The sequence below is a fragment of the Nocardia sp. KT25-26 genome (genome assembly GCF_056627695.1).
In genome coordinates, this window is the sequence record NZ_CM152813.1 from 4105232 (window position 1) to 4130279 (window position 25048).

General features: G+C 70.3%; 23 protein-coding genes. 15 read left to right on the forward strand and 8 right to left on the reverse strand.

Annotated elements, in window-relative coordinates; translation table 11 throughout:
* Window positions 1-40 precede the first annotated feature (40 nt).
* Together AC1HFH_RS18735 and AC1HFH_RS18740 are read left to right on the forward strand one after the other, a co-directional pair.
* Window positions 41-1693 carry an alpha-(1->6)-mannopyranosyltransferase A gene (locus AC1HFH_RS18735; RefSeq protein ID WP_480244087.1) on the forward strand — a complete coding sequence of 551 codons (1653 nt, stop codon included), beginning with the start codon at window positions 41-43 and terminating at the stop codon, window positions 1691-1693.
* On the forward strand, window positions 1690-2688 hold the full coding sequence (locus AC1HFH_RS18740; RefSeq protein ID WP_480244088.1) for a phytoene/squalene synthase family protein: 999 nt from the start codon (window positions 1690-1692) through the stop codon (window positions 2686-2688). Before AC1HFH_RS18735 ends, AC1HFH_RS18740 begins: the two co-directional genes overlap by 4 nt.
* Window positions 2689-2808: 120 nt before the next feature.
* On the opposite strand, the gene AC1HFH_RS18745 is transcribed toward AC1HFH_RS18740, so the two are convergent.
* A complete protein-coding gene (locus AC1HFH_RS18745; protein WP_480244089.1) occupies window positions 2809-3177 on the reverse strand; it encodes an Rv2175c family DNA-binding protein in 369 nt (122 codons plus the stop codon).
* 183 nt (window positions 3178-3360) lie between these two features.
* Between AC1HFH_RS18745 and pknB the strand changes: the two genes are divergently transcribed.
* Window positions 3361-5289, forward strand: coding sequence for a Stk1 family PASTA domain-containing Ser/Thr kinase (pknB, locus tag AC1HFH_RS18750; protein ID WP_480247896.1), 1929 nt, complete (start codon window positions 3361-3363; stop codon window positions 5287-5289).
* A 22-nt stretch (window positions 5290-5311) separates the two neighbouring features.
* On the opposite strand, the gene AC1HFH_RS18755 is transcribed toward pknB, so the two are convergent.
* Complete coding sequence (locus tag AC1HFH_RS18755; protein WP_480247897.1) at window positions 5312-5812, reverse strand: polyadenylate-specific 3'-exoribonuclease AS; 501 nt, start codon at window positions 5810-5812, stop codon at window positions 5312-5314.
* 189 nt (window positions 5813-6001) lie between these two features.
* Between AC1HFH_RS18755 and AC1HFH_RS18760 the strand changes: the two genes are divergently transcribed.
* Window positions 6002-7387 (forward strand): class II 3-deoxy-7-phosphoheptulonate synthase, encoded by a 1386-nt coding sequence (locus AC1HFH_RS18760; RefSeq protein ID WP_480244090.1) that lies wholly within the window; start codon window positions 6002-6004, stop codon window positions 7385-7387.
* A 114-nt stretch (window positions 7388-7501) separates the two neighbouring features.
* Here the strand turns inward: AC1HFH_RS18760 and qcrB are convergent, their stop codons facing one another.
* Genes qcrB through ctaE form a run of 4 tightly spaced genes read right to left on the reverse strand, consistent with a single transcriptional unit; the run spans window position 7502 to window position 11784 of the window.
* The gene (gene qcrB / locus AC1HFH_RS18765; protein WP_480244091.1) at window positions 7502-9124 is read right to left on the reverse strand and encodes a cytochrome bc1 complex cytochrome b subunit; all 1623 of its coding nucleotides are present in this window, start codon (window positions 9122-9124) and stop codon (window positions 7502-7504) included.
* Entirely contained in the window at window positions 9121-10236 is a 1116-nt protein-coding gene (qcrA, locus tag AC1HFH_RS18770) for a cytochrome bc1 complex Rieske iron-sulfur subunit (protein ID WP_480244092.1), read from the reverse strand. The genes qcrB and qcrA overlap by 4 nt, the downstream gene beginning before the upstream one ends.
* A gap of 20 nt (window positions 10237-10256) precedes the next feature.
* Window positions 10257-11120: a cytochrome bc1 complex diheme cytochrome c subunit gene (gene qcrC, locus AC1HFH_RS18775; RefSeq protein WP_480244093.1), complete on the reverse strand. Its 864-nt coding sequence runs from the start codon at window positions 11118-11120 to the stop codon at window positions 10257-10259.
* Between the two features lie 55 nt (window positions 11121-11175).
* The gene (ctaE, locus tag AC1HFH_RS18780) at window positions 11176-11784 is read right to left on the reverse strand and encodes an aa3-type cytochrome oxidase subunit III (protein ID WP_480244094.1); all 609 of its coding nucleotides are present in this window, start codon (window positions 11782-11784) and stop codon (window positions 11176-11178) included.
* Between the two features lie 258 nt (window positions 11785-12042).
* Here ctaE and AC1HFH_RS18785 point away from each other — a divergent pair, with 258 nt between their 5' ends.
* Entirely contained in the window at window positions 12043-12459 is a 417-nt protein-coding gene (locus AC1HFH_RS18785) for a hypothetical protein (protein ID WP_480244095.1), read from the forward strand.
* A gap of 89 nt (window positions 12460-12548) precedes the next feature.
* Window positions 12549-13610: an anthranilate phosphoribosyltransferase gene (trpD, locus tag AC1HFH_RS18790; RefSeq protein WP_480244096.1), complete on the forward strand. Its 1062-nt coding sequence runs from the start codon at window positions 12549-12551 to the stop codon at window positions 13608-13610.
* A gap of 37 nt (window positions 13611-13647) precedes the next feature.
* On the opposite strand, the gene AC1HFH_RS18795 is transcribed toward trpD, so the two are convergent.
* Together AC1HFH_RS18795 and AC1HFH_RS18800 are read right to left on the reverse strand one after the other, a co-directional pair.
* A complete protein-coding gene (locus AC1HFH_RS18795; protein WP_480244097.1) occupies window positions 13648-13923 on the reverse strand; it encodes an Lrp/AsnC family transcriptional regulator in 276 nt (91 codons plus the stop codon).
* 26 nt (window positions 13924-13949) lie between these two features.
* Entirely contained in the window at window positions 13950-15734 is a 1785-nt protein-coding gene (locus tag AC1HFH_RS18800) for a DEDD exonuclease domain-containing protein (protein ID WP_480244098.1), read from the reverse strand.
* Window positions 15735-16572: 838 nt separating this feature from the next.
* Here AC1HFH_RS18800 and AC1HFH_RS18805 point away from each other — a divergent pair.
* The 9 genes from AC1HFH_RS18805 (at window position 16573) to AC1HFH_RS18845 (ending at window position 24971) form a co-directional block, all read left to right on the forward strand.
* Window positions 16573-17148 carry a C40 family peptidase gene (locus tag AC1HFH_RS18805; RefSeq protein WP_480244099.1) on the forward strand — a complete coding sequence of 192 codons (576 nt, stop codon included), beginning with the start codon at window positions 16573-16575 and terminating at the stop codon, window positions 17146-17148.
* A 222-nt stretch (window positions 17149-17370) separates the two neighbouring features.
* On the forward strand, window positions 17371-18405 hold the full coding sequence (locus tag AC1HFH_RS18810; protein ID WP_480244100.1) for an NlpC/P60 family protein: 1035 nt from the start codon (window positions 17371-17373) through the stop codon (window positions 18403-18405).
* On the forward strand, window positions 18402-19466 hold the full coding sequence (locus tag AC1HFH_RS18815) for a hypothetical protein (protein WP_480244101.1): 1065 nt from the start codon (window positions 18402-18404) through the stop codon (window positions 19464-19466). Before AC1HFH_RS18810 ends, AC1HFH_RS18815 begins: the two co-directional genes overlap by 4 nt.
* Before the next feature lie 35 nt (window positions 19467-19501).
* Window positions 19502-20650: a glycosyltransferase family 4 protein gene (locus AC1HFH_RS18820; protein WP_480244102.1), complete on the forward strand. Its 1149-nt coding sequence runs from the start codon at window positions 19502-19504 to the stop codon at window positions 20648-20650.
* Between the two features lie 61 nt (window positions 20651-20711).
* Entirely contained in the window at window positions 20712-21098 is a 387-nt protein-coding gene (locus AC1HFH_RS18825) for a polyketide cyclase / dehydrase and lipid transport (RefSeq protein WP_480244103.1), read from the forward strand.
* Window positions 21099-21104: 6 nt separating this feature from the next.
* Complete coding sequence (locus AC1HFH_RS18830; RefSeq protein WP_480244104.1) at window positions 21105-21542, forward strand: SRPBCC family protein; 438 nt, start codon at window positions 21105-21107, stop codon at window positions 21540-21542.
* Between the two features lie 56 nt (window positions 21543-21598).
* Window positions 21599-22840: an ArsA family ATPase gene (locus tag AC1HFH_RS18835; RefSeq protein WP_480244105.1), complete on the forward strand. Its 1242-nt coding sequence runs from the start codon at window positions 21599-21601 to the stop codon at window positions 22838-22840.
* Window positions 22837-23925: a hypothetical protein gene (locus tag AC1HFH_RS18840; protein ID WP_480244106.1), complete on the forward strand. Its 1089-nt coding sequence runs from the start codon at window positions 22837-22839 to the stop codon at window positions 23923-23925. Before AC1HFH_RS18835 ends, AC1HFH_RS18840 begins: the two co-directional genes overlap by 4 nt.
* Complete coding sequence (locus AC1HFH_RS18845; RefSeq protein ID WP_480244107.1) at window positions 23922-24971, forward strand: ROK family protein; 1050 nt, start codon at window positions 23922-23924, stop codon at window positions 24969-24971. Before AC1HFH_RS18840 ends, AC1HFH_RS18845 begins: the two co-directional genes overlap by 4 nt.
* Window positions 24972-25048: the final 77 nt, after the last annotated feature.

Genomic DNA, 25048 nt, shown 5'->3' on the forward strand with positions numbered 1-25048 from the left:
CCGACAGGACATGCCGCCCCCCGAGACTTCTGCAGGCACCATGGACAGCACCCGTGCAGGCACCGACGTCACCGAGCGACCCGTGACGGCCGGGGCACCGCGCACCCGGCTGCAGCTCGCCGCCGATTTCGCCCGCAGCCCGGAGGGGCATGCCGCCCTGCTCGGCTTCGCCGGCGCGGCGATGATCACCTTCGGCGGGCTCGGCGCGGGCGCGGTCCGCACCCGGGATCCGCTGCTCGAGGCAATGCACCTGTCCTGGCTGCGATTCGGGCACGGTTACGCCCTGTCGACGATCATCATCTGGGCCGGTGTGCTCGCCATGATCACCGCCTGGGTGCGGCTGGGCCGGGCCACGCTCGGCACCGGCGGCACCGGGTCCCGGATCACGCTGGGCGAACTGCGTGGCATCGTCTGCATCTGGACGTTCCCGCTGCTGTTCGCGGTGCCGATGTTCAGCCGGGACGCGTACTCCTATCTCGCCCAGGGCGCCCTGCTGCGGGACGGGTTCGACCCGTACGCGGTGGGCCCGGTCGCCAACCCCGGGGTGCTGCTGGACAATGTCAGCCTGGTCTGGACCACGACCACCGCACCCTACGGCCCGGCGTTCCTGCTGCTGGCCCGCGGGATCACCGCGATCACCGGTGACAGTGTGGTCGCGGGCACCCTCGGCCTGCGGCTGGTGATGCTGCCCGGTCTGGCGCTGATGATGTGGGCGATCCCGTATCTGACCAAGCATCTCGGCGGCAAGCCCACCGTCGCGTTGTGGCTGGCGGTGCTCAATCCGCTGGTGCTGATCCATCTGATCGGCGGCGTGCACAACGAGATGCTGATGGTCGGTCTGATGTGCGCCGGTATCGCGCTGGTGCTGGAACGCCACCATGTGGCCGGGATCGTGGTCGTCGCCATCGCGGTGGCGATCAAGGCGACCGCGGGCGTCGCGCTGCCGTTCCTGGTGTGGATCTGGATGCTGCACGAGAAGGAGCGCCGCACCGCCCAGTGGACCCGGGCACATCCGGACGCCGCGCCCGCGGAGGATCCGAAACATCCGGATGCCGCCCGGCGCAGCCCGGTCATGCCCCATCCGGCGCTGATGTTCGCGAAGATCGCCGGACTCGGCCTCAGCGTCTTCGCCGTCGTGTTCATGGCCGCCACCGCGGTGGCCGGGGTCGGCATCGGCTGGCTGACCGCGTTGTCGGGTTCCAAGAAGATCATCCAGTGGCTGTCGCTGCCGACCGGCTTCTCGCATGTCATCACCTGGGTCACGCCGTGGGGCCAGGATTCGGTGCTCGGCATCATGCGCACGTTGTGCGCGGTCGCGCTGGTGGTGATTCTGGTGGCGACCTGGTGGCGGTTCCGCCATACCGAACGGGAGGCGGTGCTGGGCATCCTGGTCGCGTTCGTCGCGATCGTGCTGCTCTCCCCCGCCGCCCTGCCCTGGTACTACTCGTGGCCGCTCGCCCTGGCCGCCGCGTTCGCCCTGTCGCAACGCACGCTGATGGTGCTGGTCGGGTTGTGTACCTGGTTGATGCTGGTGTTCCAGCCGGACGGTGCGAACGGCCTGTACAACTTCTGGCACGTCGCGCTGGCGACCGCCGTCGCGGTGGTGGCGGCGGTATCGCTGCGCACGGTGGATCCGCTGCGCCTGCGCTCGTCCACACCGCGGCGGCGCACGGTGGCCGCGTCGCCGTCGTGACCGCGGATCCGCTCGACGAGCACTACCGGACCTGCCGGCGCATCGCCGCCGAACACGGCCGCACGTATTTCCTCGCGACCCGGCTGCTCACCGCCCGGCGCCGCCCCGCCGTGCATGCGCTGTACGCCTTCGCCCGGCTGGTGGACGATATCGTCGACCACGCAGATGATCCGGACCACGTCCTGGCCCCCGGCCCGCCCCGGACCTCCGGCGACGGCCCGGCGGTCGTGCCGGATCCCGCCGCCGAACTCGACCTGATCGAGCAGCAGCTGCAGATCACGCTGGCCGCGGACGCCGTGGACACCGGCGATCGGGTCCGCGACCACGTCCTGACCGCAGTCGCCGACACGATCCGACGTTTCGACATCGATCCCGGGCATATCGCCACCTTCCTGGAATCGATGCGGATGGATATCCCCGGCACTGTCGGATATCGCAACCGCTATGCGGATCTGGCCGAGCTTCGCGAGTACATGCGCGGTTCGGCGGCCGCCATCGGCCTGCAGCTGTTACCGGTGCTCGGCACCACGGTGCCCCGGGCGGCGGCGGAACCCGCGGCCGCCGCGCTGGGCGAAGCCTTCCAGCTGACCAATTTCCTCCGCGATCTGGGTGAGGACCTGGACCGCGACCGGATCTATCTGCCCGCCGACGAACTGGCCGCCGCCGGGGTGGACGAGGACCGGCTCCGGCACTGCCGGCGAACCGGCAGCACCGACCCGGCGGTACGGGCCGCACTGGCCCGGCTGATCGCGGTGAATCGCGACGTCTACCGGCAGGCCGCACCCGGTATCGAGCTCCTGGAGCCCCGAGTCCGCCCGGCGATCCGCGTCGCCACCGTGCTGTATGCGGACATCCTCGACCGGATCGAGCGGCTCGACTACCAGGTCTTCTCCCAGCGAGCAACGGTCCCGCTCCCCCGCCGCCTCCGGCTGACCGCAGCGAACCTGCGCCGCCCGACACCCGGACTCACCTGGAATCAGCCACACCCCCACTGACGCCCACGACCTCGCCCGGAGCGGCCCCGCGCCGATTCGGGCTGACGAAATCGAGGCCCCCGAAGGGGCCGCGACTCGAGCAGCGGAGCTGCTCAATCCAACACAGAGCTGCTCCAAGTTTCAGAAGGGTTCGGCGGCGGCGCGGCGGAGGACTTCGCGGGCCAGGTGGCCGTGCAGGGCGTCGACGGGGCGGCCGGGCAGCGAGTCGTCGGCGGTGAAGATCCATTCCAGGATCTCCTCGTCGGTGTACTTGCTGTCCCGCATGACGGTGATCAGCCCGGGCAGGTGCCGGACGATCTCGCCCTCGTCGTCGAAGAATCGTTCCGGAACGCCCACCACTCCGGCCCGGCGGACGGCCAGGATCTGGTGGTCACGCAGCATCTGATGCACTCGGGTGACCAGGACGCCGAGCCGCTCGGCCACGTCGGGTAGCGGGACCAGGGTCTCCGCCGCGGGGAGGACGTCGTCACTGCAGGGAAAGGAACTCACGGAACAACGGTAGCGGCCGGTGTGGAATCGCCACCAACGACATCGCAGTTGGCGCGCACCGGTCGGCCCCGCTGCTGCGCCCGGTTACGATCGGGGGGCCGCAACAGGGCGGCGTCGCTTGTCGCTGGGTTCGCGAGGGGTGAGAAGTTTGTGAGAGCCGGAGGACATCACTTGATCGGCCAGATGCTGGAAGGGCGCTACCGGATCGACGCCCCGATCGCCCGGGGCGGAATGTCGATGGTGTTCCGAGGTACCGACACCCGGCTGGACCGTCCGGTCGCGATCAAGGTGATGGATCCGAAGTTCGCCGGGGACCCGCAGTTCCTGACCCGCTTCGAATTCGAGGCGCGCGCCGTCGCCAAGCTCAAACATCCGTCGCTGGTGGAGGTCTACGACCAGGGCGTCGACGGCGACTACCCGTTCCTGACCATGGAGCTGGTCGAGGGCGGCACGCTGCGCGAACTGCTGCGGGAGCGCGGCCCGATGCCGCCGCATGCGGTGCGGGCGGTGGCCGAACCACTGTTGCGGGCCATCGGCGTGGCCCATTCGGCCGGTCTGGTGCATCGCGACATCAAACCGGAGAACGTCCTGATCTCCGATGCCGGTGAGGTGAAGATCGCCGATTTCGGCCTGGTGCGTGCGGTGGCGGCGGCGAACACCACCTCGGCGAGTGTGATCCTGGGCACCGCCGCATATCTTTCGCCGGAGCAGGTGACCACCGGTTCCGCGGATGCCCGCAGCGATGTGTACTCGTTCGGGGTGCTGGTCTTCGAGCTGCTGACCGGGCAGGTGCCCTTCTCCGGTGACACCTCGCTGTCGGTGGCGTACCAGCGGGTCGAGAACGATGTTCCGCCGCCGAGTTCGTTCATCGCGGGGGTGCCACCCGAGTTCGATGCGCTGGTCGCGCGGGCCACGGCCCGCGATCCGGAGCAGCGGTTCGCCGACGCCGACGAGATGGCGTTCGAGCTGAATTCCATCGCGCAGCTCCTCCAGCTGCCCCCGTACCGGGTGCCGGCGCCGCGTGATTCCGCCGAGCATCTCAGCGAAGCCTACCGGGCCGCACCGGCAGCGCCCCCGCCCCCGCCACCTGCTCCACCACAGGCACCGCCGGCGACACCGCCACCGGGACCGGCGGTGCAGCAGCACACGAAGATGGTGACCGCGCCGCGTGGGCGCGCCGAGGAGTACACGGCGACCCGGGCGGCGGCCCCGCCGTATGCCCCGGAGCCGGAGAACGCCCGCCGCACCGGGTTGATCTGGGCGGCCGCGGTCGTGGTGCTCACCCTGGTGGTGGGTGTGGGCGGCTGGTGGCTGGGGGTGGGCCGCTACGCGCCGGTACCCGATATCGCCGGTAAGGATTCCGACACCGCCGTGAGCATGCTGGCGGAGGCCGGTTTCGAGACCGAGATGCGGTCCAAGCCGTCCGATACCGTCCCGGTGGGCGGGGTTGTGGGTTCGGATCCCTCGGCGGGTTCCAAGGTGCCGAAGGGCAGCCGGGTCGCGGTGTTGATCTCCAGCGGCAATCCCCGGGTTCCGGAGGTGACGGCCGGCAGTTCGTTCGAGGAGGTGTCGGACGCCATCCGAGAGGCCGGGCTGCAGCCGGTGGATGCCGGTGAGACGTCCAGCACCGCGCCGGAGGGCACGGTCGCCCGGGTTGATCCGGCGCCCGGGACGGTGCTGCCGATGGGGGCACATGTGCAGGTGTTCCGGAGCAACGGTTCGGAACCGGTGAACGTCCCGGACGTGCGCGGCAAGACCGAGGAGAACGCCGTGGCGGCGCTGGAGAAGGCGGGGCTGACCGTGCGCAGCACCAGTACCCGGTTCGATTCCGAGGTGGTGGGCGGCGATGCGATCGGCACCGACCCGGAGGTCGGCACCACTGTGCAGACCGGTGACAGCGTAACCCTGCTGGTGTCCAATGCGGTGAAGGTGCCGTCGCTGATCGGCAAGAAGGTCAGCGATGCCCGCGAAATCCTTCAGGAGCTCGGTCTGCAGGTGGAGGTCAAGCAGCTGATCAGCAGCGATTCCGGGCATGTGATCGGCCAGGCACCGGGCATCGGCGCCAATGTCGAACCGGGCAGCACGGTCACGATCAACGCACTGCCGATCTGACGGTCCGCCGGCTGCGGCCGCCTCAGCGAGCGGCCGCGGTCCGCCGCGCGTTCTCGATCGCCTCGAACTTGGCCAGATTGTGCCGGGCATCGGCGAGCGCATCGTGCGCATTGTCCGGCACCGGCGGCAGATCGGGGCGCCCGGCGGCCTCCCAGTGCTGCTTGAGTTCGTGGGTGAATCGCGGCAGCGCCTGCGGCAGTGCGGGCATGTCACCCCACAGCTGGCACAGCGCCACATGGTCGTAGGCGGCGACCCACGCCCACAGTTCCGGCTGGATCCCCGGGCGCGGCAGGAAGAACTTCAGCAGGTCGTCGCGAATCTGCGCCCGCGTCCGCCACAGCGGCGAATCCTGCGGTGGCAGCTGCGGCAGCACGTGTTTGCGCACCCACGCCCCGGCCCGCTCCGCATCGAACTCGGTGGACACCGCATAGTATTCGCGGCCGTCCTCACAGGCGACGCCGATCGAGATCAGGTCGATCGTCAGACCGTCCTCGACGAACTCCGTATCGTAAAAGTAGCGCAGCGAGATCGCCTCTCTCCAGGGTCGTAGCGGACATACGTCACGGCGGAGCGGGACGTCGTCGCCATCTCGCAGCCGGTCGCCGTCGCACAGCAGGTCACCAACTCAAAGCCAACGGTTCACCCTACGGGGACGGCGCGGCGTGCGGCCACCGGGTACCCGCACCGACCACCGGGTACGTATTCTGAACTGGTGAACTGGACCGTCGACGTACCCATCGATAGCCTGCCGGAACTCCCGCCGCTGCCGCCCGATCTGCGCAAGCGTCTCGACGACGCGCTGGCGCGGCCGGCCTTGCAGCAGCCGTCGTGGGATCCCGAGCCGGCCGCGAAAATGCGCACCGTCCTCGAAAGCGTGCCGCCGATCTGCGTGCCCGCCGAGATCGAGGAGCTCAAGGGACAGCTCGCCGAGGTCGCGCGCGGTGAGGCCTTCCTCATGCAGGGCGGCGACTGCGCCGAGACGTTCGCCGACAACACCGAGCCGCATATCCGCGGCAACATCCGCACCCTGCTGCAGATGGCGGTGGTGCTGACCTACGGCGCCAGTCTGCCGGTGGTGAAGGTGGCGCGGATCGCGGGCCAGTACGCCAAGCCGCGGTCCTCCGATACCGATGCGCTCGGATTGAAGTCCTATCGGGGGGACATGGTCAACTCGCTGGTGGCGGACGAGGAGCTGCGCGCGCACGACCCGTCGCGGCTCGTCCGCGCCTACGCCAACGCCAGCGCGGCGATGAACCTGGTGCGGGCACTGACCGGCGCCGGAATGGCCGACCTGCACCGCGTGCACGACTGGAACCGCGACTTCGTGGCGCAGTCGCCGGCCGGTGCCCGGTACGAGGCCCTCGCCGAGGAGATCGATCGCGGCCTGCGGTTCATGTCGGCCTGCCGGGTCAACGACCCGAGCCTGCAGTCCGCCCGGATCTACGCCAGCCACGAAGCGCTGGTGCTGGACTACGAGCGGGCGATGCTGCGGCTCAGCGAGAGCGCCTCCGGTGAGCCGCTGCTCTACGACCTGTCCGCGCATTTCCTCTGGATCGGCGAACGGACCCGCCAGCTCGACGGCGCCCATATCGCCTTCGCCGAACTGCTCGCCAACCCGATCGGCCTCAAGATCGGCCCCGGCACCACGCCGGACCAGGCGGTCGAGTACGTGGAGCGCCTCGATCCCAACAACGAACCGGGTCGGCTGACCATCGTGTCCCGGATGGGCAACACCAAGGTACGCGACGTGCTGCCCCCCATCGTGGAGAAGGTGCAGGCCACCGGGCATCAGGTGATCTGGCAGTGCGACCCGATGCACGGCAACACCCACGAGTCCTCCACCGGCTTCAAAACCCGCCACTTCGACCGCGTGGTCGACGAGGTCCAGGGCTTCTTCGAGGTGCACCACGGCCTCGGCACCCACCCCGGCGGCCTGCACATCGAACTCACCGGCGAAAACGTCACCGAATGCCTGGGCGGCGCCCAGGACATCTCCGACCTGGACCTGGAAAGCCGCTACGAAACCGCCTGCGACCCCCGCCTGAACACCCAGCAATCCCTGGAACTGGCCTTCCTGGTGGCCGAAATGCTGCGCTGACGGCCGAGAGAGCTGTGGTGGCGGAAACGCCCGGCAGCGGCCGCCACCACAGCTCCCGCACCGGAAAAAGTAGGGCCCCGAGTCGGATGACTCGGGGCCCTACTTCTGTGCGGCTCAGTGTTCCTTCGAACCGCTGGATGCCTCTTCCTGCACCTTCGACAGCGCTTCGAGCATCTTGTGCTCCTCGGCGTGCTCGATCGCGAAGTGCTCGTCGGACTCCGACTTCGGGTCGGCCCGCATGAAGCTGCCGGTACCCGGGCGGCCGGCCGAGCCGAGGCGGTTCATCTTCTTCGGCACCGCCGCACCCTGGTACTCCAGCGGGATCGGGTGGCCGTGGTCGTCGACCGGGCCCAGCGGCTGGTGCACCTCGATGTACTCACCGTGCGGCAGCCGCTTGATCACACCGGTCTCGATGCCGTGCTCGAGCACTGCCCGGTCGCTGCGCTGCAGGCCGAGGCAGAACCGGTAGGTGATGAAGTACGCCAGCGGCGGGCCGAGCAGCAGGCCGATCCGGCCGATCCAGGTGGTCGCGTTCAGCGAGATGTCGAACTTGTACGCGATGATGTCGTTGACACACGACAGCGTCAGGACCACGTAGAAGGTGATGGCCATGGCGCCGATCGCGGTGCGGACCGGCACGTCGCGCGGACGCTGCAGCAGGTTGTGGTGCGCGGTGTGGTCACCGGTCAGCCGCTTCTCGATCCACGGGTAGGCGATCAGCACGGTGAACACCAGGCCCATCACCAGGGCCACCCAGAACACCGCCGGAACGGTGTAGTTGCCGATGTAGATCTCCCACGGCGGCATCAGGCGCGCCATACCGTCGGTCCACATCATGTAGAAGTCCGGCTGTGAACCGGCGGACACCTGCGACGGGTTGTACGGGCCCAGGTTCCAGATCGGGTTGATCTGCAGCAGACCACCCATCAGGCCGACGATGCCGAGGGTGAAGGCGAAGAACGCGCCCTGGTCGGCGGCGAACACCGGCACGATCCGCGCGCCCACCACGTTGTTCTCGGTGCGGCCGGGGCCGGGGAACTGGGTGTGCTTCTGGTACCAGACCAGCGCGACGTGCGCACCGATCAGCGCCAGGATGATGCCGGGCAGCAGCAGCACGTGTGCGACATACAGGCGCGGGATGATGATCTCGCCCGGGAAGTCGCCGGCGAAGATCAGCCAGTGCATCCAGGTGCCGATCACCGGAATGGAGATGGTGATGCCGGAGAACGCGGCGCGCAGACCGGTACCGGAGAGCAGATCGTCGGGCAGCGAGTACCCGAAGAAGCCCTCGAACATCGCCAGGATCAGCAGCAGCGAGCCGATGACCCAGTTCGCCTCACGCGGCTTGCGGAACGCACCGGTGAAGAAGATGCGGAACAGGTGGACGATGATCGACGCCGCGAACAGCAGCGCCGCCCAGTGGTGCACCTGGCGCACGAACAGGCCACCGCGCACCTCGAAGGAGATCTCCAGGGCGGTCTCGTAGGCGCGGGACATGCCCACACCACGCAGCGGCTGGTAGGCACCGTCGTAGACGACGTGCGCCAGCGACGGATCGAAGAACAGCGTGAGGTAGACACCCGACAGCAACAAGATGATGAAGCTGTACAGCGCGATCTCACCGAGCAGGAACGACCAGTGGGTCGGGAAGACCTTGTTGATCGACCGTTTCACGAACGCCGCGGCACGATACCGCTCGTCCATCTCGTTTGCTTGGGCTGCGACAGAAGGACTCATGAGCGACGCTCCCAGAAGGCCGGTCCGAGCGGCTCGATGAAGTCGCCGTTGGCGACCAGGAAGCCCTCGGAGTTGACGGTGATCGGCAGCTGCGGAAGTGCCCGGGCGGCCGGACCGAAGATCGGCTTACCCCATTCGGTCGCGGAGAACTGCGACTGGTGGCAGGGGCACAGGATCCGGTTGGTCTGCTGCTCGAACAGCGAGGTCGGGCAGCCGAGGTGGGTGCAGATCTTCGAGTAGGCGTAGTAGTCGCCGAAGTTGAAGCTCTCCTGGCCCTTGCGCTTGATCGCACTCGCAGCGTCGGCGGGCCGCAGCCGGATCAGCATGACCGAGTTACGGATGCCGCGCAGCGACTGCAGGGTCGCGTGCGAATCCCCGCGCCACTTCTCCTTCCACGGGAACACCGTCTCCATGCCACCCGCGTCCAGGTCTTCCGGACGGACCAGCACGATGTCCTCCGGGCGACCGGTGTCACGCCGCAGGTAGATGGTTTCGCCCTCGTAGTCTGGGGTCCAGCCGGACACCCACAGCGGCGACTTGTCGCCCTTGGCCCACGGGTTCTTGATCATGCCGCCGATGAACACCAGCGCGGCACCGATACCCAGCACGCCGACGCCGGCACCCGCGGTGCCCAGCATCATCTTGCGACGGCCCAGGGTGGAGGTCTCCAGGGCGTCCTGCAGTTCCGCGGCCAGTTCCCGGCGGGCCGACTCGGGCGAGGGCCCGTCGTGCCGCTGCTGCACCGAGATCTCGTTCGGGATGAACTTCTTCCGGATCAGCACCGCGGCGATACCGATGACCAGCACCGAGATACCGAAGGTGAGACCCACCAGCGGGGTGAACAGCGCGTACGCAGCGTGCCCGTCCTCGTTCTTGCCCTTGAACTCCCAGGGCCAGAACAGGAACACGCCGATCAGTGCGGCGGCGGCGAGCCCCGAGATGGCGAACCACATCGTCACCTGACGCTCGGCGCGCTTCTCCGCCCGGGTGCCCGGGACCGGCCAGCGCTCACCGCGGTAGACGACATCGACATCGTCGCCCTTGGTACCGCGCTCGACCAGCTCGTCGCGGGTCATCGCGTCCAGTTCGTCTTCGGTCGGTTCCCGACCCATGTCGTTTGGCTCCTTCTCACTCATGACCGGGATCCGATCCACATCGCGGCGCCGACCGTCGCGGTGATGCCGATGACCCAGATCACCAGGCCCTCGGTGGCGGGACCGAAGCCACCGAGACCCCAGCCGCCCGGGTTCGCCTCTTCGCGGGCGTTCATCACGTAGGCGATGATGTCGCTCTTCTCCTCCGGAGTCAGCTGCCGGTCGGAGAACTTCGGCATGTTCTGCGGGCCGGTGAGCATGGCGGTGTAGACCTGCTGCTCATTGGCCGGGTCCAGGATCGGCGCGAACTTACCGCTGGACAAGGCGCCACCGCGGCCGGTGAAGTTGTGGCAGGACGCGCAGTTCATCCGGAACAGTTCCGAACCGCGGCCGATGTCGTCGCCCCGCAGGGACTCCTGGGCGATCTCACCGTTCGCGTCGCGGACGACCGTGGGGCCACCGCCGTTGGCGGCGACGTATGCGCTGAGCGCGTCGGTCTGGTGGGCGTCGAACTTCGGCGGCTTGCGCTGCGCCTGCGCCTCGTTGCGCACCATCGGCATCCGGCCGGACGACACCTGGAAGTAGACCGCGGCTTCACCGACGCCGACCAGGCTGGGCCCGCGATCGGGCACGCCCTGCAGGTTGGCGCCGTGACAGGTGATGCAGGAGGTCTCGTACAGCTGCTTGCCCTCGCGGATCAGCGCCGACTGATCCTCACGTGCGGTCGCGACCTGCGCCTCCGGGGTGAGGGCGGTCGCCAGGAAGCCGGCTCCGACCAGACCCACCAGCAACGCGAGACCGCCCGCGATCCGGCGGCGCACCCGACGCTGCTTGCGTGTCCTGGCAGCCTGGCCGTGACCGGGGCCGGCGGGCTCTGGGGCTGACGGGGGAGATGAACTCATCTGTGTCCCTTTGGAGTAGACGGAACCGACTTGTGCAAATGCTGGGGGCGTCCGGCTAACGGACGAAGTAGATCGTGGCGAACAGCCCGATCCAGACGATGTCGACGAAATGCCAGTAGTAGGACACCACGATCGCCGCGGTCGCCTGGGCCGGCGTGAACTTGCTCAGCGTGGTGCGCACGAGCAGGAATACGAAGGCGATCAGACCACCGATGACGTGCAGACCGTGGAAGCCGGTGGTGATGAAGAACACCGAACCGTACGAGCTGCCGGCGATGGTGGTGCCTTCGTGGGCGAGCGCCCAGTACTCGTAGCCCTGGCCGAGCACGAAGAAGGTGCCCATCGCGAGGGTCACCATGTACCAGCGGCGCAGGCCGAACACATCACCCTTCTCGGCCGCGAACACGCCCATCTGGCAGGTGAACGACGAGGCGATCAGCACCGCGGTGACCGGCACGGCGAGTGTCATGTTCAGATGCGTCGGCTCCGGCGGCCACTCGGTGGCCTGCGCACGGGCGACGAAGTACATGGCGAAGAGGCCGGCGAAGAACATCAGCTCGCTCGACAGCCAGATGATGGTTCCGACGCTGACCATGTTGGGCCGGTTCAGCGAATGCACTCGCTGAGTAATGGCCGATCCTGGGGTCCCTACTGCGGTCGTCACGGGGTAAGTATGACTCTTCGTAGTACGACACCGGTACCCGGGTACGAAACTCGTGCCCGGGAGTCGGAAAACCCACGTACAGACGGGGTCTGCGGGGACCTTCGGCGTGTTGTGCCGCAACACCGCCCGATGCCCGCCGCGGCACCACGATGACCTGCGAAGACCTCCGCGGGCGGGTGATCGGCACCGGCGGGGCGGCGTGATCCGTACCAGGATGACACGCTTGGATAAGCAGAACCTGAGACCCGGGAGGCGGACATGGTGGTGGTGCGGATGTGGCGGCGGCTCACCGGACGGGGCGGATCTGCCGCCCTCGATCCGGCGCGCACCGATCTGGTGGTCGTCGCCGAATGCTTCGACGACGCCGAAGCCTGCTCGGCGGCCCTGGACCGGGCCACCGGCCTGGACCGCGAGGCCCCCGCGGTGTTGCGCCACCATCTGCGTATCCCCGCCGACCGGCTGACCGAGGTCTGCGAGATCGCCGCCCAGGACGGGTACGCCCCGGCCGGACCGCCGGCGTCGGAACTGGCGGGCGGGCTCGTGCCGCTGCGGCTGCAACGGGTCCAGCAGCTCGATCCGCTGCACTGTTCCCAGGAACGCTCCCGGATGACCGGCCTGGCCCAACGCCACGACGGCGTCGCCGACGGCTGGGACGCGCTGCAACCACCCCGGTGAGGACTCGGGCCCCGGAGCACGATGAACTACGCTGCCTGGCAACGGACAGACCGGTGCGCGGAATCGGTGGGCGACGGGAGAAGTGACGAATGAGCGTGCGCAGCTGGCCCCAGATCCTGGGAACCCTCGCCGACGGCGGCGACCTGGCCGCGGACGACACCGCGTGGGTGATCGACGAGATCTTCACCGACAACGCCACCTCGGCCCAGATCGCCGCCTTCGGCGTCGCGATGAAGATCAAGGGCCCGACGCCCGCCGAACTGACCGGCCTGGCCGCGGGCATGCTCGGCCACGCCCGCCTCGTGCACGTCGACGGTGACGCCGTCGACATCGTCGGCACCGGCGGCGACCGATCCGGCTCGGTGAACATCTCCACCATGTCGTCGGTGGTGGTCGCCGCGGCCGGGATCCCCGTGGTCAAACACGGCAACCGGGCCGCCTCCTCGAAGAGCGGCGGCGCCGACGTCCTCGAGGCCCTCGGCATCCGCCTCGCCCTGGGCCCCGAATCGGTGGCGCGTTCGGTACAGGAGGCCGGCATCGGCTTCTGTTTCGCGCCGCTGTTCCATCCCGCCCTTCGGTTCGCCGGTCCGGCGCGCAAGGAGATCGGGATCCCGACCGTGTTCAACGTGCTGGGACCGCTGACCAATCCGGCGCAGCCGCGGGCCGGGCTGATCGGCTGCGCTTTCGCCGACCTGGCACCGGTGATCGCCGGGGTATTCGCGGAACGGCAGGCGAGCGCGCTGGTGGTACGCGGGCGGGACGGGCTCGACGAGATCACCACCTGCGATCTCACCGATGTCTGGATCGTCTCCGGCGGCGAGATCCGGCAGACCGTCATCGATCCGGACCGGCTGGGGATCGAACGCGCCGAACTGGACGCGCTGCGCGGCGGCGATGCGGAACACAACGCCGAAGTGGCGCGCGCAGTCTTCGCCGGTGACACCGGCCCCGTCCGGGACGCCGTGCTGCTCAACTCGGCCGCGGCGATCGTCGCCTACGACCTGTCCCGCGGCCAGGGCGGTGTCGACCTGGACCTGGACGCCGCACTCCGCGACGGCCTGATCCGCGCCGCCACGGCGATCGATTCGGGCGCAGCCACCCGCCTGCTCACCAACTGGGCCACCCTGACCGGCACCCTCGACGACCGCTGAACCGGCCGCCGCGGGATTGCGGCGGCCGCAGCGGCGGTCACTCGCCCAGCGAGAACCCGGCTTCCACCTCTGCACTGGCATACGACTTGAAGGCGATGTGGGTGGTGGTGGCCAGCACCCCCGGCACCTTGTCGATCCGGTGCGTCACCACTTCGGCGATCTGCTCGAACTCACGCACTTTCACCACCGCGATCAGGTCGATGTCACCGGCACACGAGTACACCTCGGTGACGCCCGGCGTATCGGCGACGGCCTGCGCGGTCTCGGGGATGCGGCCGCTGTCGGCCTGAATCATCACGATCGCAGTAATCATGCGGTCAGCCTAGCGAGCCGGCGCCGTCAACCGAGTGCCTCGAGGTACGCCTGTTCCGGTGTCCGCTCCCGGGCGGCGGCATCGGCGCGATCCAGCCAGCCGGACCACCGGGCGGCCGCACACCGCGGCTCGGCATACCCGATATCGGTACGGACGATGCGCACGCCGGGCCGCGCCAGCCATCGCACCAGCAATCCCACCTCTTCCGGCGGCGCGCCCCGCAGCGGCGGACCCGTATCCGGGACGACCGCGTCCCCGGAATCCGGCAGCACCGGATCACCGAGATCGGGCAGCACGGTTTCCGCCGCGGCCACCAGCCGATCGACCACCGGCATCGGCGCCACACCGCGCACCGCGGTACCCGCGGCGGCCAGCCGGCCGTACCGGATCACCGCGAACTCCCATCCGCCGGCGCCGTCCGGCCCGGCCGCGATCAGTTCCGGAATCCGGGCCAGCGCGGCGAGACGCTGCATCCGGTGCAGGGCGCGCAGCAACGCCACCGTCCGATCCCGCAGCCGGGCTGCCCCCTCGAACTGTTCCGCCGCGGCGAACCCGTCGATCCGGTCCAGCATGGCGCGGATCGGCGCGTCATCCGTTCCGGCGAACAACGCACGAACCGCAGCCGCCGTCGGCGCATACTCCGCACCACCCGTCCCACCGGGCCGAGCCGCCGGGCAGCCACCCACCACCGCCGGCGGGCATTCGTGCCGCGCCGTCCGCGACAATCGGGGCGTACAGGTGCGCAGACCGCAGTACTCGGCCACCACCAACCCGGTGTCGACCGCATCGGCCCGCGCCCGGAACGGCCCGAGCGCATCCCGCGCCGGCTCCCGCACCACCGCGAATCGCGGGAACGGTTCATCGGTCAACGTCAGCCACCAGCCCCGGCGCGGAAATTTGGATCGCCGGTTGTACGGCGGCGCGTGGGCCGCAAGTAACCGCAGTTCCCGCACCCCCGCCTCCAGACCGTGTGCGCACACCACATGGTCCACCCGGGTGGCCAGCGCCACCATCTCCTTCATCCGGCCCCGCGTCTCCGACCCGGTGAAGTAGGTCCGCACCCGCCGGCGCAGGTTCACCGCCGTCCCGATATAGAGGACCTCGTCGGACGGGCCGCGGAAAAGGTAGACCCCGGGCTGGGCAGGCAGATCCGCCGCCAGCACTCGTTTGGCTCGTTGCCGCCCGGTCACCCCGGGGAGATAGTCGAGCAACTCCGGCAGGCTGTGCACCCCCTGATTCCCGACCCGGGCGATCAACGCATGCAGGACATCCACCGTCGCCCGGGCATCGTCGAGCGCCCGGTGGGTCGGCGTCGTCCCGGCCCCCAGCACCCGGGCCAGCACACCCAGCCGATGCGACGGCGTCTCGTCCCGGGTCAGCACCCGGCGAGCCAGTTTCACCGTGCACAGCACCTGCGGCGCCGGCCAGGCCAATTCACACCGCTGCGCCGCTGCCTTCAGGAAGGCGATGTCGAACCGGGCATTGTGCGCCACCAGTACCGCCCCCGCCGCGAACTCGAGAAACCCCGGCAACACCGCCTCGATCCGCGGCGCAGCGACCACCATCGCCGTCGTGATCCCGGTGACCCGGACGACCGCCGGCGGAATGTCGCGCCCCGGATCGACCAGCGTCCCGAACTCCCCCAGCACCTCACCGCCCCGCACCTTCACCGCACCGATCTCGGTGATCGCATCCCCCTCCGGACTGGTCCCGGTGGTCTCGAGGTCCACCACGACGAACGTGGTGTCGTAGAGCGGAGCATCGAGCTGATCGAACGCCAACTGCCGCGCACCGGCCCCGGATGAAGACACCCGCGCAAACTAACGACAGGGTCCGACAGGGTCCGATGGCGCCGCTTCCGGCGTCGCTGTTCGCGGCCCCCGAGTTTCCGGTGCGGGAGCTGTGGTGGTGGTAGCTACTCGGGCGATACCGCCACCAGAGCTCCCCCGGCTGCGCGATGCCCGGGCTTCGGGTCGGGGTGGGATCTTCGGAGGCATGCTGCGAGCTCGCGGTGACCGCTCGCTCGGATGGTCCGGAGAAGTCCTGGACGTCGGGTTGTCGGCCAGGGTGGCGCGGCGTGGATGAGAGCTCGTGCAGTGGCGTGGGTGCTACGGCGCGGGTGATTCGGTGACCGTGACTCGCTACGGACCTCGCTATGCGGCGGCTGCAGGGTGGATCGAGGCGCGGATCACACAATCGCTTGCCGTGCATTACCGGGCGGAAGTGGGCGGGTGGGTGGATTCGACGCTTCGGGCGGACCAGCCGGGTGCCGCGCCCGGGCGGGTGCAACTCCCGGACGAGCGTCCACCTACCGCGCGGCAGGGAGGGTTCACCTCGTTCTTCGATGATTCATGGGGCGAATGACAGCAGGTGAACGAGCTGCCGACACGCCGGAACCGAGGCGACCGGACCACCATCCGACAAGCCTCCGTAACCGTTTCGTTATCGGTGTGAGGCACCTCGCAGCTGAACGCGAGTGTTTCCGATCCACACAACCCGCCGACGGCACGCGGCTTTACAAACACCTGTGACATCTTCGTAACCTTTTCGAGACCTCACGGAGTCCGCCGAGCCGCCCGGCCCGGTACAGCGCAGTCCGCCGCGTCACACGGATGTGGCGCCGTGGGGCAGATTGGAAGTACCCGCATCATGGCGACCAACACCGTCAAGCGACAGGCGCAGCGTGCCGTTGCGGCCGGAGCCGTCGGCGCTGCCACCATCGGCGCGTTCCTGCTCCCGGCTGCCCCCGCCTCGGCCCAGCCGGTGACCATCCCCGGGGTGGGCACCTTCGAGGTTCCGAACGAGATCCCGATCCCCGCGGGCATCCCGGGCATCGAGACCCCGGGCGCCGGCGCCCCGCCGCCGTTCGTCGCCCCGACCCGCACCCTCGGCGAGGTCGCCCTGGACTTCGCGCTCAGCAAGGTCGGCTCGCCGTACGTCTACGGCGCCGCCGGACCGAACGCCTTCGACTGCTCGGGCCTGGTGCAGTGGTCCTACCGGCAGGCCGGCCGGGAGCTGCCGCGCACCAGCGGCGCCCAGCTCGCCGCGGGCACCCCGGTGTCGATCGACCAGCTCCAGCCCGGCGATATGGTCTCCTTCTACGGCGGCGGCCACTCCGGCCTGTACGCCGGTGACGGCAACGTCGTGCACGCCGCGACAGCCGGCAGCCCGGTGCACGTCGCACCGATCTCGTCGATGCCCTTCGCCGGCGCCCGCCGCTACTGATCCACCCGGTCCGACGCCCCGCGCAACCACCGCGGGGCGTCGAATCGTCTGTACGGCCGGAACGGTACGGGCACTGGACAGCAACCGAAGCCGTTCCGTAATCTGATCGAGACCTTTTCGTGCCGCCCGGCACGCGGGCCCGGCAGACACAGCTCGATATCCAGCGCATCCACCACGAGAACAGGCAGGCTTGTGACGGTTGACCATCGCAGGACGCGGATCATGCGACTGCTCGGTGCACCACTGGTGGCGACCGTACTGGCCTGCACGGTCTGCGGCACGGGCCCGGCGACGGCAGACCCGGCCGCGATGCCCACGAATGCCACCGATGCCGTCCAGCAGCTGATCGATCTGTCCCGCCAGTCCGAGCGCCTCAACCAGCAGGCGCTGGACGCGCAGGCCGACCTGGACACGAAACTGGCCGAACAGCATGCGGCCGAGGCCGCCCTCGCCGAGCGCACCGCGGCCGTCACCGCGGCCCGCGCCGCGGCGGATGCCTTCCAGCCGATGGTCGATCGCACCGTCATCGCCGCCTACACCGGCGCCCGGACCGACCGGATGTTCGCGGTGCTGGCCAGCCGATCCCCGCAACAACTGCTCGACCAGCAGTCGGTCCTCAATGTGCTGGCCCAGCAGACCGGTGAGCAGATGGCGGAGTTCGGCCGGGTCTCGGCGGCCGCCACCGCCGCCGAAACGGCCGCCCGGAAGGCCGCCGACGCCGCCCGCGACGCTGCCGACGCCGCCGCCGAGATCCGCCGCGAGGTGGAGCGCAAACAGAACGAACTCTCCGGCGCGGTGACCTCGGTGATCGAGGCCTGGGGACAATTGTCCGCCCAGGACCGCACTGCGCTGGCCGGTTCACCGTTCCCGCCGGGCTTCGACCGGGATTCGCTGTTGCGCGATCTGGTGCCCGGCAGCGGGACCAGCGCCCTGGCCGCCGGGATGACCCGGATCGGGGACCCCTATGTCTGGGGCGCCACCGGACCGGATGCCTTCGATTGCTCCGGCCTGGTGCAGTGGGCCTTCGCCCAGGTCGGCATGCAGGTGCCCCGGACCAGTTCCCAGCAGGCGGCCTTCGGCACACCCGTCGGGCAGGACGACCTGCAGCCCGGCGACGTGGTGTTCTTCTACCCGGACATCTCGCATGTCGGCATCTATGCCGGCGACGGGCTGATGCTGCACGCCTCGACTTTCGGCGTCCCGGTGGCCGTCGCCCCGATGGGGTCGACGCCGTTCCATTCGGCGCGACGCTATTGACCGAGCACCAGGCACCGGAACATCGCCGGGCCGGCCGGCAGCACGGCCGGGTCGGTGTCCCCCGGCGGCGGCTGCAGTTCATCGTCACGGTCGCCGCCCTGCTCACCCTCACCGCGGTGGCCGGTGCCCTGCTGTTCTTTCCGCGGTCCGGGACCGCCCCGGCGGCCGCCACTGCCCCGGCAGCCGCCATCGGCCCGCCGGATACCGTCGCTGCCCGGCCCTACCCGACCGGGCACCCCGGCCTGCGCCGGCTGCTCGGACAGTACGGGCCGGTGCTGGAACGGTCCATCGACACCGGCGCGAGGGCACCGGCCCGGCTGCTGACGCATCCGGAGCACCGGGACGAACTGTCGATCCTCGCCGACCAGCTCGGACCGGCTATCGCGGCCGTCGACGATATCTGGGACGGGGACTGGAATCGTGCCCCGGCCATCGTCGTCGCCGGGTCGGCCGCCGAATTCACCGAACTCAGTGGCAGCCGGACACCATTGCGGGCCGACGTCGCCGCCGTCACCGTCACCGAGCCGTTCGCCCCCGGTACCCGGCCCGACCGGCAACGGGTGGTGTTCGGCCCCGAGACCGGGCGGCGGCTGGGCTCCGACGGTCTCGGCATGCTGCTGCGCCATGAACTCACCCACGTCGCCACCCGGGCACAGACCCACGACGACGCGCCGCTCTGGCTGGTGGAGGGCTTCGCCGATTTCGTCGCCCATGCTGCGCCCGGCCCTGCCGGGCCCACAGCACAGCTCGCCCCGTCCGTCGCCGACGCCGCCCCGACCCTGATCGCACGGGTCCGGGCCGGAACGCTGCCGGCCGGACCACCCGCCGATGCCGACTTCGCCGGGCCGGACGCGGCCTACGCGTACGAATCCGCCTGGTCGGTATGCGCGTTCGTCGCCGGGCGATTCGGTACCGACCGGCTCGTCGCGCTGTATCGGATGCTGGCCGGCGCCCCCGCCGATCCGGGCGCCCTGTCGGCGGCGCTGTCGACAGTCCTCGGAATCGACCGGAGCCGGCTGGTCGCCGACTGGCAGCGCACCCTCACCGAGGCCGCCCGGTGACCACCCCCGCCCACGGAAACCGTTAGGTTGGTGTCATGGCCCGAACTCTGCTGGTGACCAATGATTTCCCGCCGCGGCCGGGCGGAATCCAGTCCTATCTGCAGGCACTGTCGAATCAGCTGCCCCCGGACGACCTGGTCGTCTACGCACCGCGGTGGAAGGGCGACAGCCACGAGAAGTTCGACGCCGCACAGAAATATCAGGTGGTCCGGCATCCGACGACGCTGATGCTGCCCACCCCGGCAGTGGCCCGCCGTGCTCGCCGGCTGCTGCGGGAACACGATTGCGACACCGTGTGGTTCGGTGCCGCCGCCCCGCTGGCGCTGCTCGCGCCCACCCTGCGCCGAGCCGGGGCCGAACGCATCCTGGCCAGCACCCACGGACACGAGGTGGGCTGGTCGATGGTGCCGGGCGGGCGACAGGCGCTGCGCCGGATCGGCGACCACACCGATGTGGTGACCTATGTGAGCGAGTACACCCGGCGCCGGTTCGCCGCGGCGTTCGGACCGGATGCGGCGCTGGAGTATCTGCCCCCTGCCGTCGACCCGGACGAGTTCCGGCCGGACCCGGCCGCCCGCGCGGAACTGCGCACCCGGTACGGCTTGGGCGATCGGCCCACCATTCTGTGCCTGTCCCGGCTGGTGCCGCGGAAGGGCCAGGACATGCTGATCGTGGCGATGCGGGAGATCCGCGAACACATCGACGGCGCGGTACTGGTGGTCGCCGGCGGTGGACCGTACGAAGTGCGGCTCCGGGCACTCGCCGAGGCGGCCGGGGTGCTCGACTGCGTGCGGTTCATCGGACGGGTGCCGTCCGATGAACTGGCGGCCCACCACACCATCGCGGATGTCTTCGCCATGCCGTGCCGGACCCGCGGCGCCGGGCTGGACGTGGAAGGTCTCGGCATCGTCTACCTGGAAGCTTCGGCGACCGGCGTACCGGTGCTGGCGGGCCGGTCCGGCGGCGCTCCGGAAACCGTCCGCGAGGGCGAGACGGGCCGGGTCGTCGACGGCCGGTCGGTCACCGAGATCGCCTCGGCGCTGGTACAGCTGCTGGCCGATCCGGACGCCGCGGCCACGATGGGTGCGGCGGGCCGGCAGTGGGTCCAGCAGGAGTGGGACTGGCGGCAGCGCGGCGCCCGCCTGCAGCAGCTGTGCCGGATCGCCCCGCCGGCGGCGTCTTGAGCGCCCCGCCGGTGTGTGCGCATGGCCGCCGTTGTGGCGCGATCCACTACGCTTGGCGGCCGTGAGCAGTATCCAGGTCGCAGACCAGACCTTCGTCGCCGCGCCGGGTGAGGCGATCGCACCGCTGCTGAGCGCCCCGGCCAACTGGCGGCGCTGGTGGCCCGATCTCACTCTCGGGGTGCGGGAGGATCGCGGCCCCGCCGGGGTGCGCTGGACCGTCTCCGGGCCGCTCACCGGCACCATGGAGGTCTGGCTGGAGGCGGTGGCCGACGGCGTGATCCTGCATTACTTCCTGCACGCCGAACCCCGCGACACCGGGCTGTCGCCCCGGCAGCTCGCCGCCGTCGATCGCGCCCGCCGGGTGGCCGGTAAGACCATGTCGTTCGAGCTCAAGGCGCGGCTCGAGGCCGGCCGACCGGCCGGAGTCGCACCGGCCGGGGGAAAGTAGCCCACCATGGCCGACCGAACCCAGCGATCCATCGTCATCGAGGCGCCGGCAGCTCAGGTGATGCGGGTCATCGCCGACCTGGAGGCGTATCCGCAGTGGGTGGCGGCAGCGAAATCGGTCGAGATCCTCGACCGCGATGCCGCCGGGCGGGCCCGGACCGCACGGTTCGTCCTGGACGCCGGGGTCGTCAAGGACACCTACGTGCTCGCCTACACCTGGGGTGATGACGACCGCTCGGTATCGTGGCGGCTGCTCAGCGGCGACCTGCAGAAGGCCCAGGACGGGTCCTATCGGCTGACCGAGCTGCCGGGCGGCCGGACCGAGGTGGTGTACGAGCTCACCGTGGACCTGACCATTCCGATGATCGGCATGTTCAAACGCAAGGCCGAGAAGGTCATCACCGACACCGCGCTCGAGGAACTGAAGAAGCGGGTGGAGCCCTGAGCCGGGCGCGGCGCCGGCCGTCGAACGGCGACCCGGCGCCGGGAACCCGGATCGAATTGTTCGTCGGCAAGGGCGGTGTCGGGAAGACCACCCTGGCCTGCGCCTCGGGCATGTCCTATGCGCGGGCCGGACAGCGAGTCCTGGTCGCCTCGCTGGATCAGGCGCATTCGCTCGGCGACGCGCTGGGGTTCCGTTTTCCGCACGACCCCGGCACGGTGACCGGCACCGCCCGGGTGCTGCCCGGTCTCGAGGTGATCGAGATCGACTCGCTGGCCCTGCTGGAGGACCGGTTCGCCGAGGTGGTGCGCCTGCTCGGGCAGGGCGGCCACGAGCACGGTGTCGAACTGGGCGCACTGGATCCGGCGGAGCTGACCGGACTGCCCGGGGTACAGGAACTGTTGATGCTGGTCGAGATCGCCGACTACGCCGGCGCCGACGACTGGGATGTGATCGTGCTGGACTGCCCGCCGTCGGCGGACATGCTGCGCATCGTGACGGCGCCGGACACCCTGCTCGGCTATCTCGAACGGGTGTGGCCGCGGCATGCGCGCACCATGAGCGCGATCGGGACCGATCTGCGTAAAGCGGTCCTCGCCGCCACCGTGGACAAGATCGTCACCGCGGTCACCCGGGTCCGGGACCTGCTGCAGGACCCGGCGCGCACCCGCGCCCGCCTGGTGACCGGCCCGGAGCAGGTGGCCGTCGCCGAAGCCCGCCGGGTGCGTTCGGCCGCGGCACTGCTGGGGCTGCGCCTGGATGCGGTGGTGGTGAACAAGGTGCTGCCCGCCGTCCCCCCGGCGGGCGAATCACCGCATCCGGCGGTGCACTGGTACTGCAATCGGCGGGCCGAACAGCTCGATGTGGTCGCCCGGCTGCGTGCCGAGCTCGACGGCGTTCCGGTGCTGGTCGCCACCCATACCGGGACCGAACCGGTCGGGGTGAATCCCCTCGCGGCTTTCTCGTACGCGGTGGACGAGCTGGTCGTGCCGGCGCCGGACGCGCCGCTTCGCGATGCGGATTCCGGTGCCCCGGTGGTTGTATGGGAGTCGGGCACCGGGGTCGACTCGGTGTACGCATTGCGCATGCCGCTGCCGGTGGTCGATCCGGCGACGCTGCGCCTGGGGCGAGTGGAGGACGATCTGATGGTGGGAGCCGATGGGGTGCGGCGGCGCGTTCCCCTCGCACCGGTGCTGCGCCGGTGTGCCGTCGCCGGCGCCGAGCTCGACCGCGGCCGGCTGACCGTGCGGTTCCAGCCGGATCCGCAGCTGTGGCCGGAAGAAGGAGAACTGTCGCGATGAGCCGGGACCACGACACCCCGCCGCCCGGCTGCGATCGGCGAGACCACCACGACGATCTCGCCGAGCTCGCCGAGGGTGCGCGGCTGCTGGCCGAGATCCTGCTCGAACGAGTGGAACCGGTGCTGCGCCGGACGGCGGTCGACGGCGTCCCGACGGCCGAAGGCTGCAGCTGGTGCCCGGTCTGTGCCGCCGTCGCGCTGCTCCGCGGCGAACACCACGACGTCGTCGCCACCTTCGCCGAACACGGCACCGCGATGGTGACCGTGCTCCGGGAAGCGCTCGCCGGTGTGCCCGTGGAGCCGGTGTACCCACCGGAATGGTCCGCGGCGGCACCCACCCCGGCCGATCCGCCCACGCCTGCCGATCCACCCGCCCCCGAGGACACCTTCCGCACCCGCGGGTTCCGCCCCCCGGTCCCGCCCCGCGCCCCGCAGCAACCGGCCGCGAGCCGTGCGGCCGGCCCCGCTACCGCACCGTCCGGGTCGCCGTGGACCCCACCGAGCCCGCCTGCTGGTTCCGCTGCAGCGGAGCCGGGCTTCCGGGCCGCCGCCGCAACCTCCGCATCCGATCGGCCGCCCCGGATGGATCACGCGGCCCCGGCGGCCCACGAGTTCTCCGGCCCCGATCGGGCGCCTACCGGCGCCTCGGCGATGCCGGGCCCGGCGACACGACACCGGACAACGGCAGAACCGAACGGCACCCCGTATTCCGACCCGACCGCTACGGCCCGGTCGACCGGCACCGCAGCGCCGTACGGGGGCGCGCACCCCGATGGGACCCAGCGCACTGTCCCCTCGAACACGGCCCCGGACGGCACGACGTACCCGCGCCCCGCGACGCCCGACACTCCCCCGTCCGGCCACCGGGGGAACGCGACCGGGCCGATGCGAGCCCACGATCCCGATCGTCGCGCCGCGCCGACCGGCGACCCCGGCGCCGGGGCGCAGCCCGCCGCCGGGGAACGACCGGGTCCGCGGCACCGTGCGGCTGCCCGACCGGAACCGGACACCGCACCGGGTCGTTCACACGCGGCACGCGCGCCGCGCTCGCGTTATGTCGATATTCCGGTCACCATCCGAGGATGACCGGATCACGACCGGGATCGACAGCACCGCGCCATCGAGCCGACCCGACCTTCGCGGGCGCTGCTCCCCTGACCGTCGGCATCGATGTCGGCGGCACCAATATCCGCGCCTCGGTGGTCGACGGCGCCGGTGAGGTGCTCGACACCCTCGCCGCGCCGACCCCGCATGCGGAGCGGGCCCTGGAGGACGGCATCGCCCGGGCCGTGCGCGAACTCGCCGAACGGCATCCGGTCGCGGCGGTCGGCCTCGCGGTGGCCGGCTTCGTCGACCGGGATCGCTCCACCGTCCGGTTCGCCCCACACCTGCCCTGGCAGAACGCACCGGTCGCCGAGCGCCTCACCGACCGGCTCGGCCTGCCCGTGCTGCTGGAACACGACGCCAATGCCGCCGGGATGGCCGAGTACCGGTTCGGTGCTGCCGCCGGCGGGCACATCGTGGTGATGGTGGCGATCGGCACCGGAATCGGTGCGGCGCTGCTGATCGACGGACAGCTGTATCGCGGCAGCCACGGCATCGCACCGGAGCTCGGGCATGTGCAGGTGGTCCCGGACGGCCGGGCCTGCCCGTGCGGTAAACACGGCTGCTGGGAGCGCTACTGCTCGGGCACCGCGCTCGCCGACACCGCCATCGAGATGCTGGCCACCGATCCGGTGCAGTCGGCGCTGGCCCGGGACGTGCTGCGCGATCCGGGGTCGCTCACCGGCCGCCGGGTGGCCGGGGCGGCGCACGATGGTGATCCGCTCGCCCTGCGGGTGATGGCCGATTTCGCGCGCTGGCTCGGGCTCGGCCTGTCCTTCGTCGCCGATCTGTACGACCCGGACCTGATCGTGATCGCCGGCGGGGTCTCCAGCTCGGCGCCGTTGTTCCTGGACGAAGCCCGCGAGCACTACGCCGCCGCGGTCACCGGCGCCGGCCACCGCCCGCTCGCCCGCCTGCGCACCACACAGCTCGGCGAGGCCGCCGGCATGATCGGGGCCGCCGAACTCGCCCGCGCGGCGCTCGTCGCCTCGGCCGCCCCGCGGCACAACGGCCGCTCCGCGGGATGACACGTCGCCGAGTGTGGCGTACCACTCCGGCTCGGCTTTGTTGTGATCTACGACCAGCGGTAAAGTTGCTGATCGAC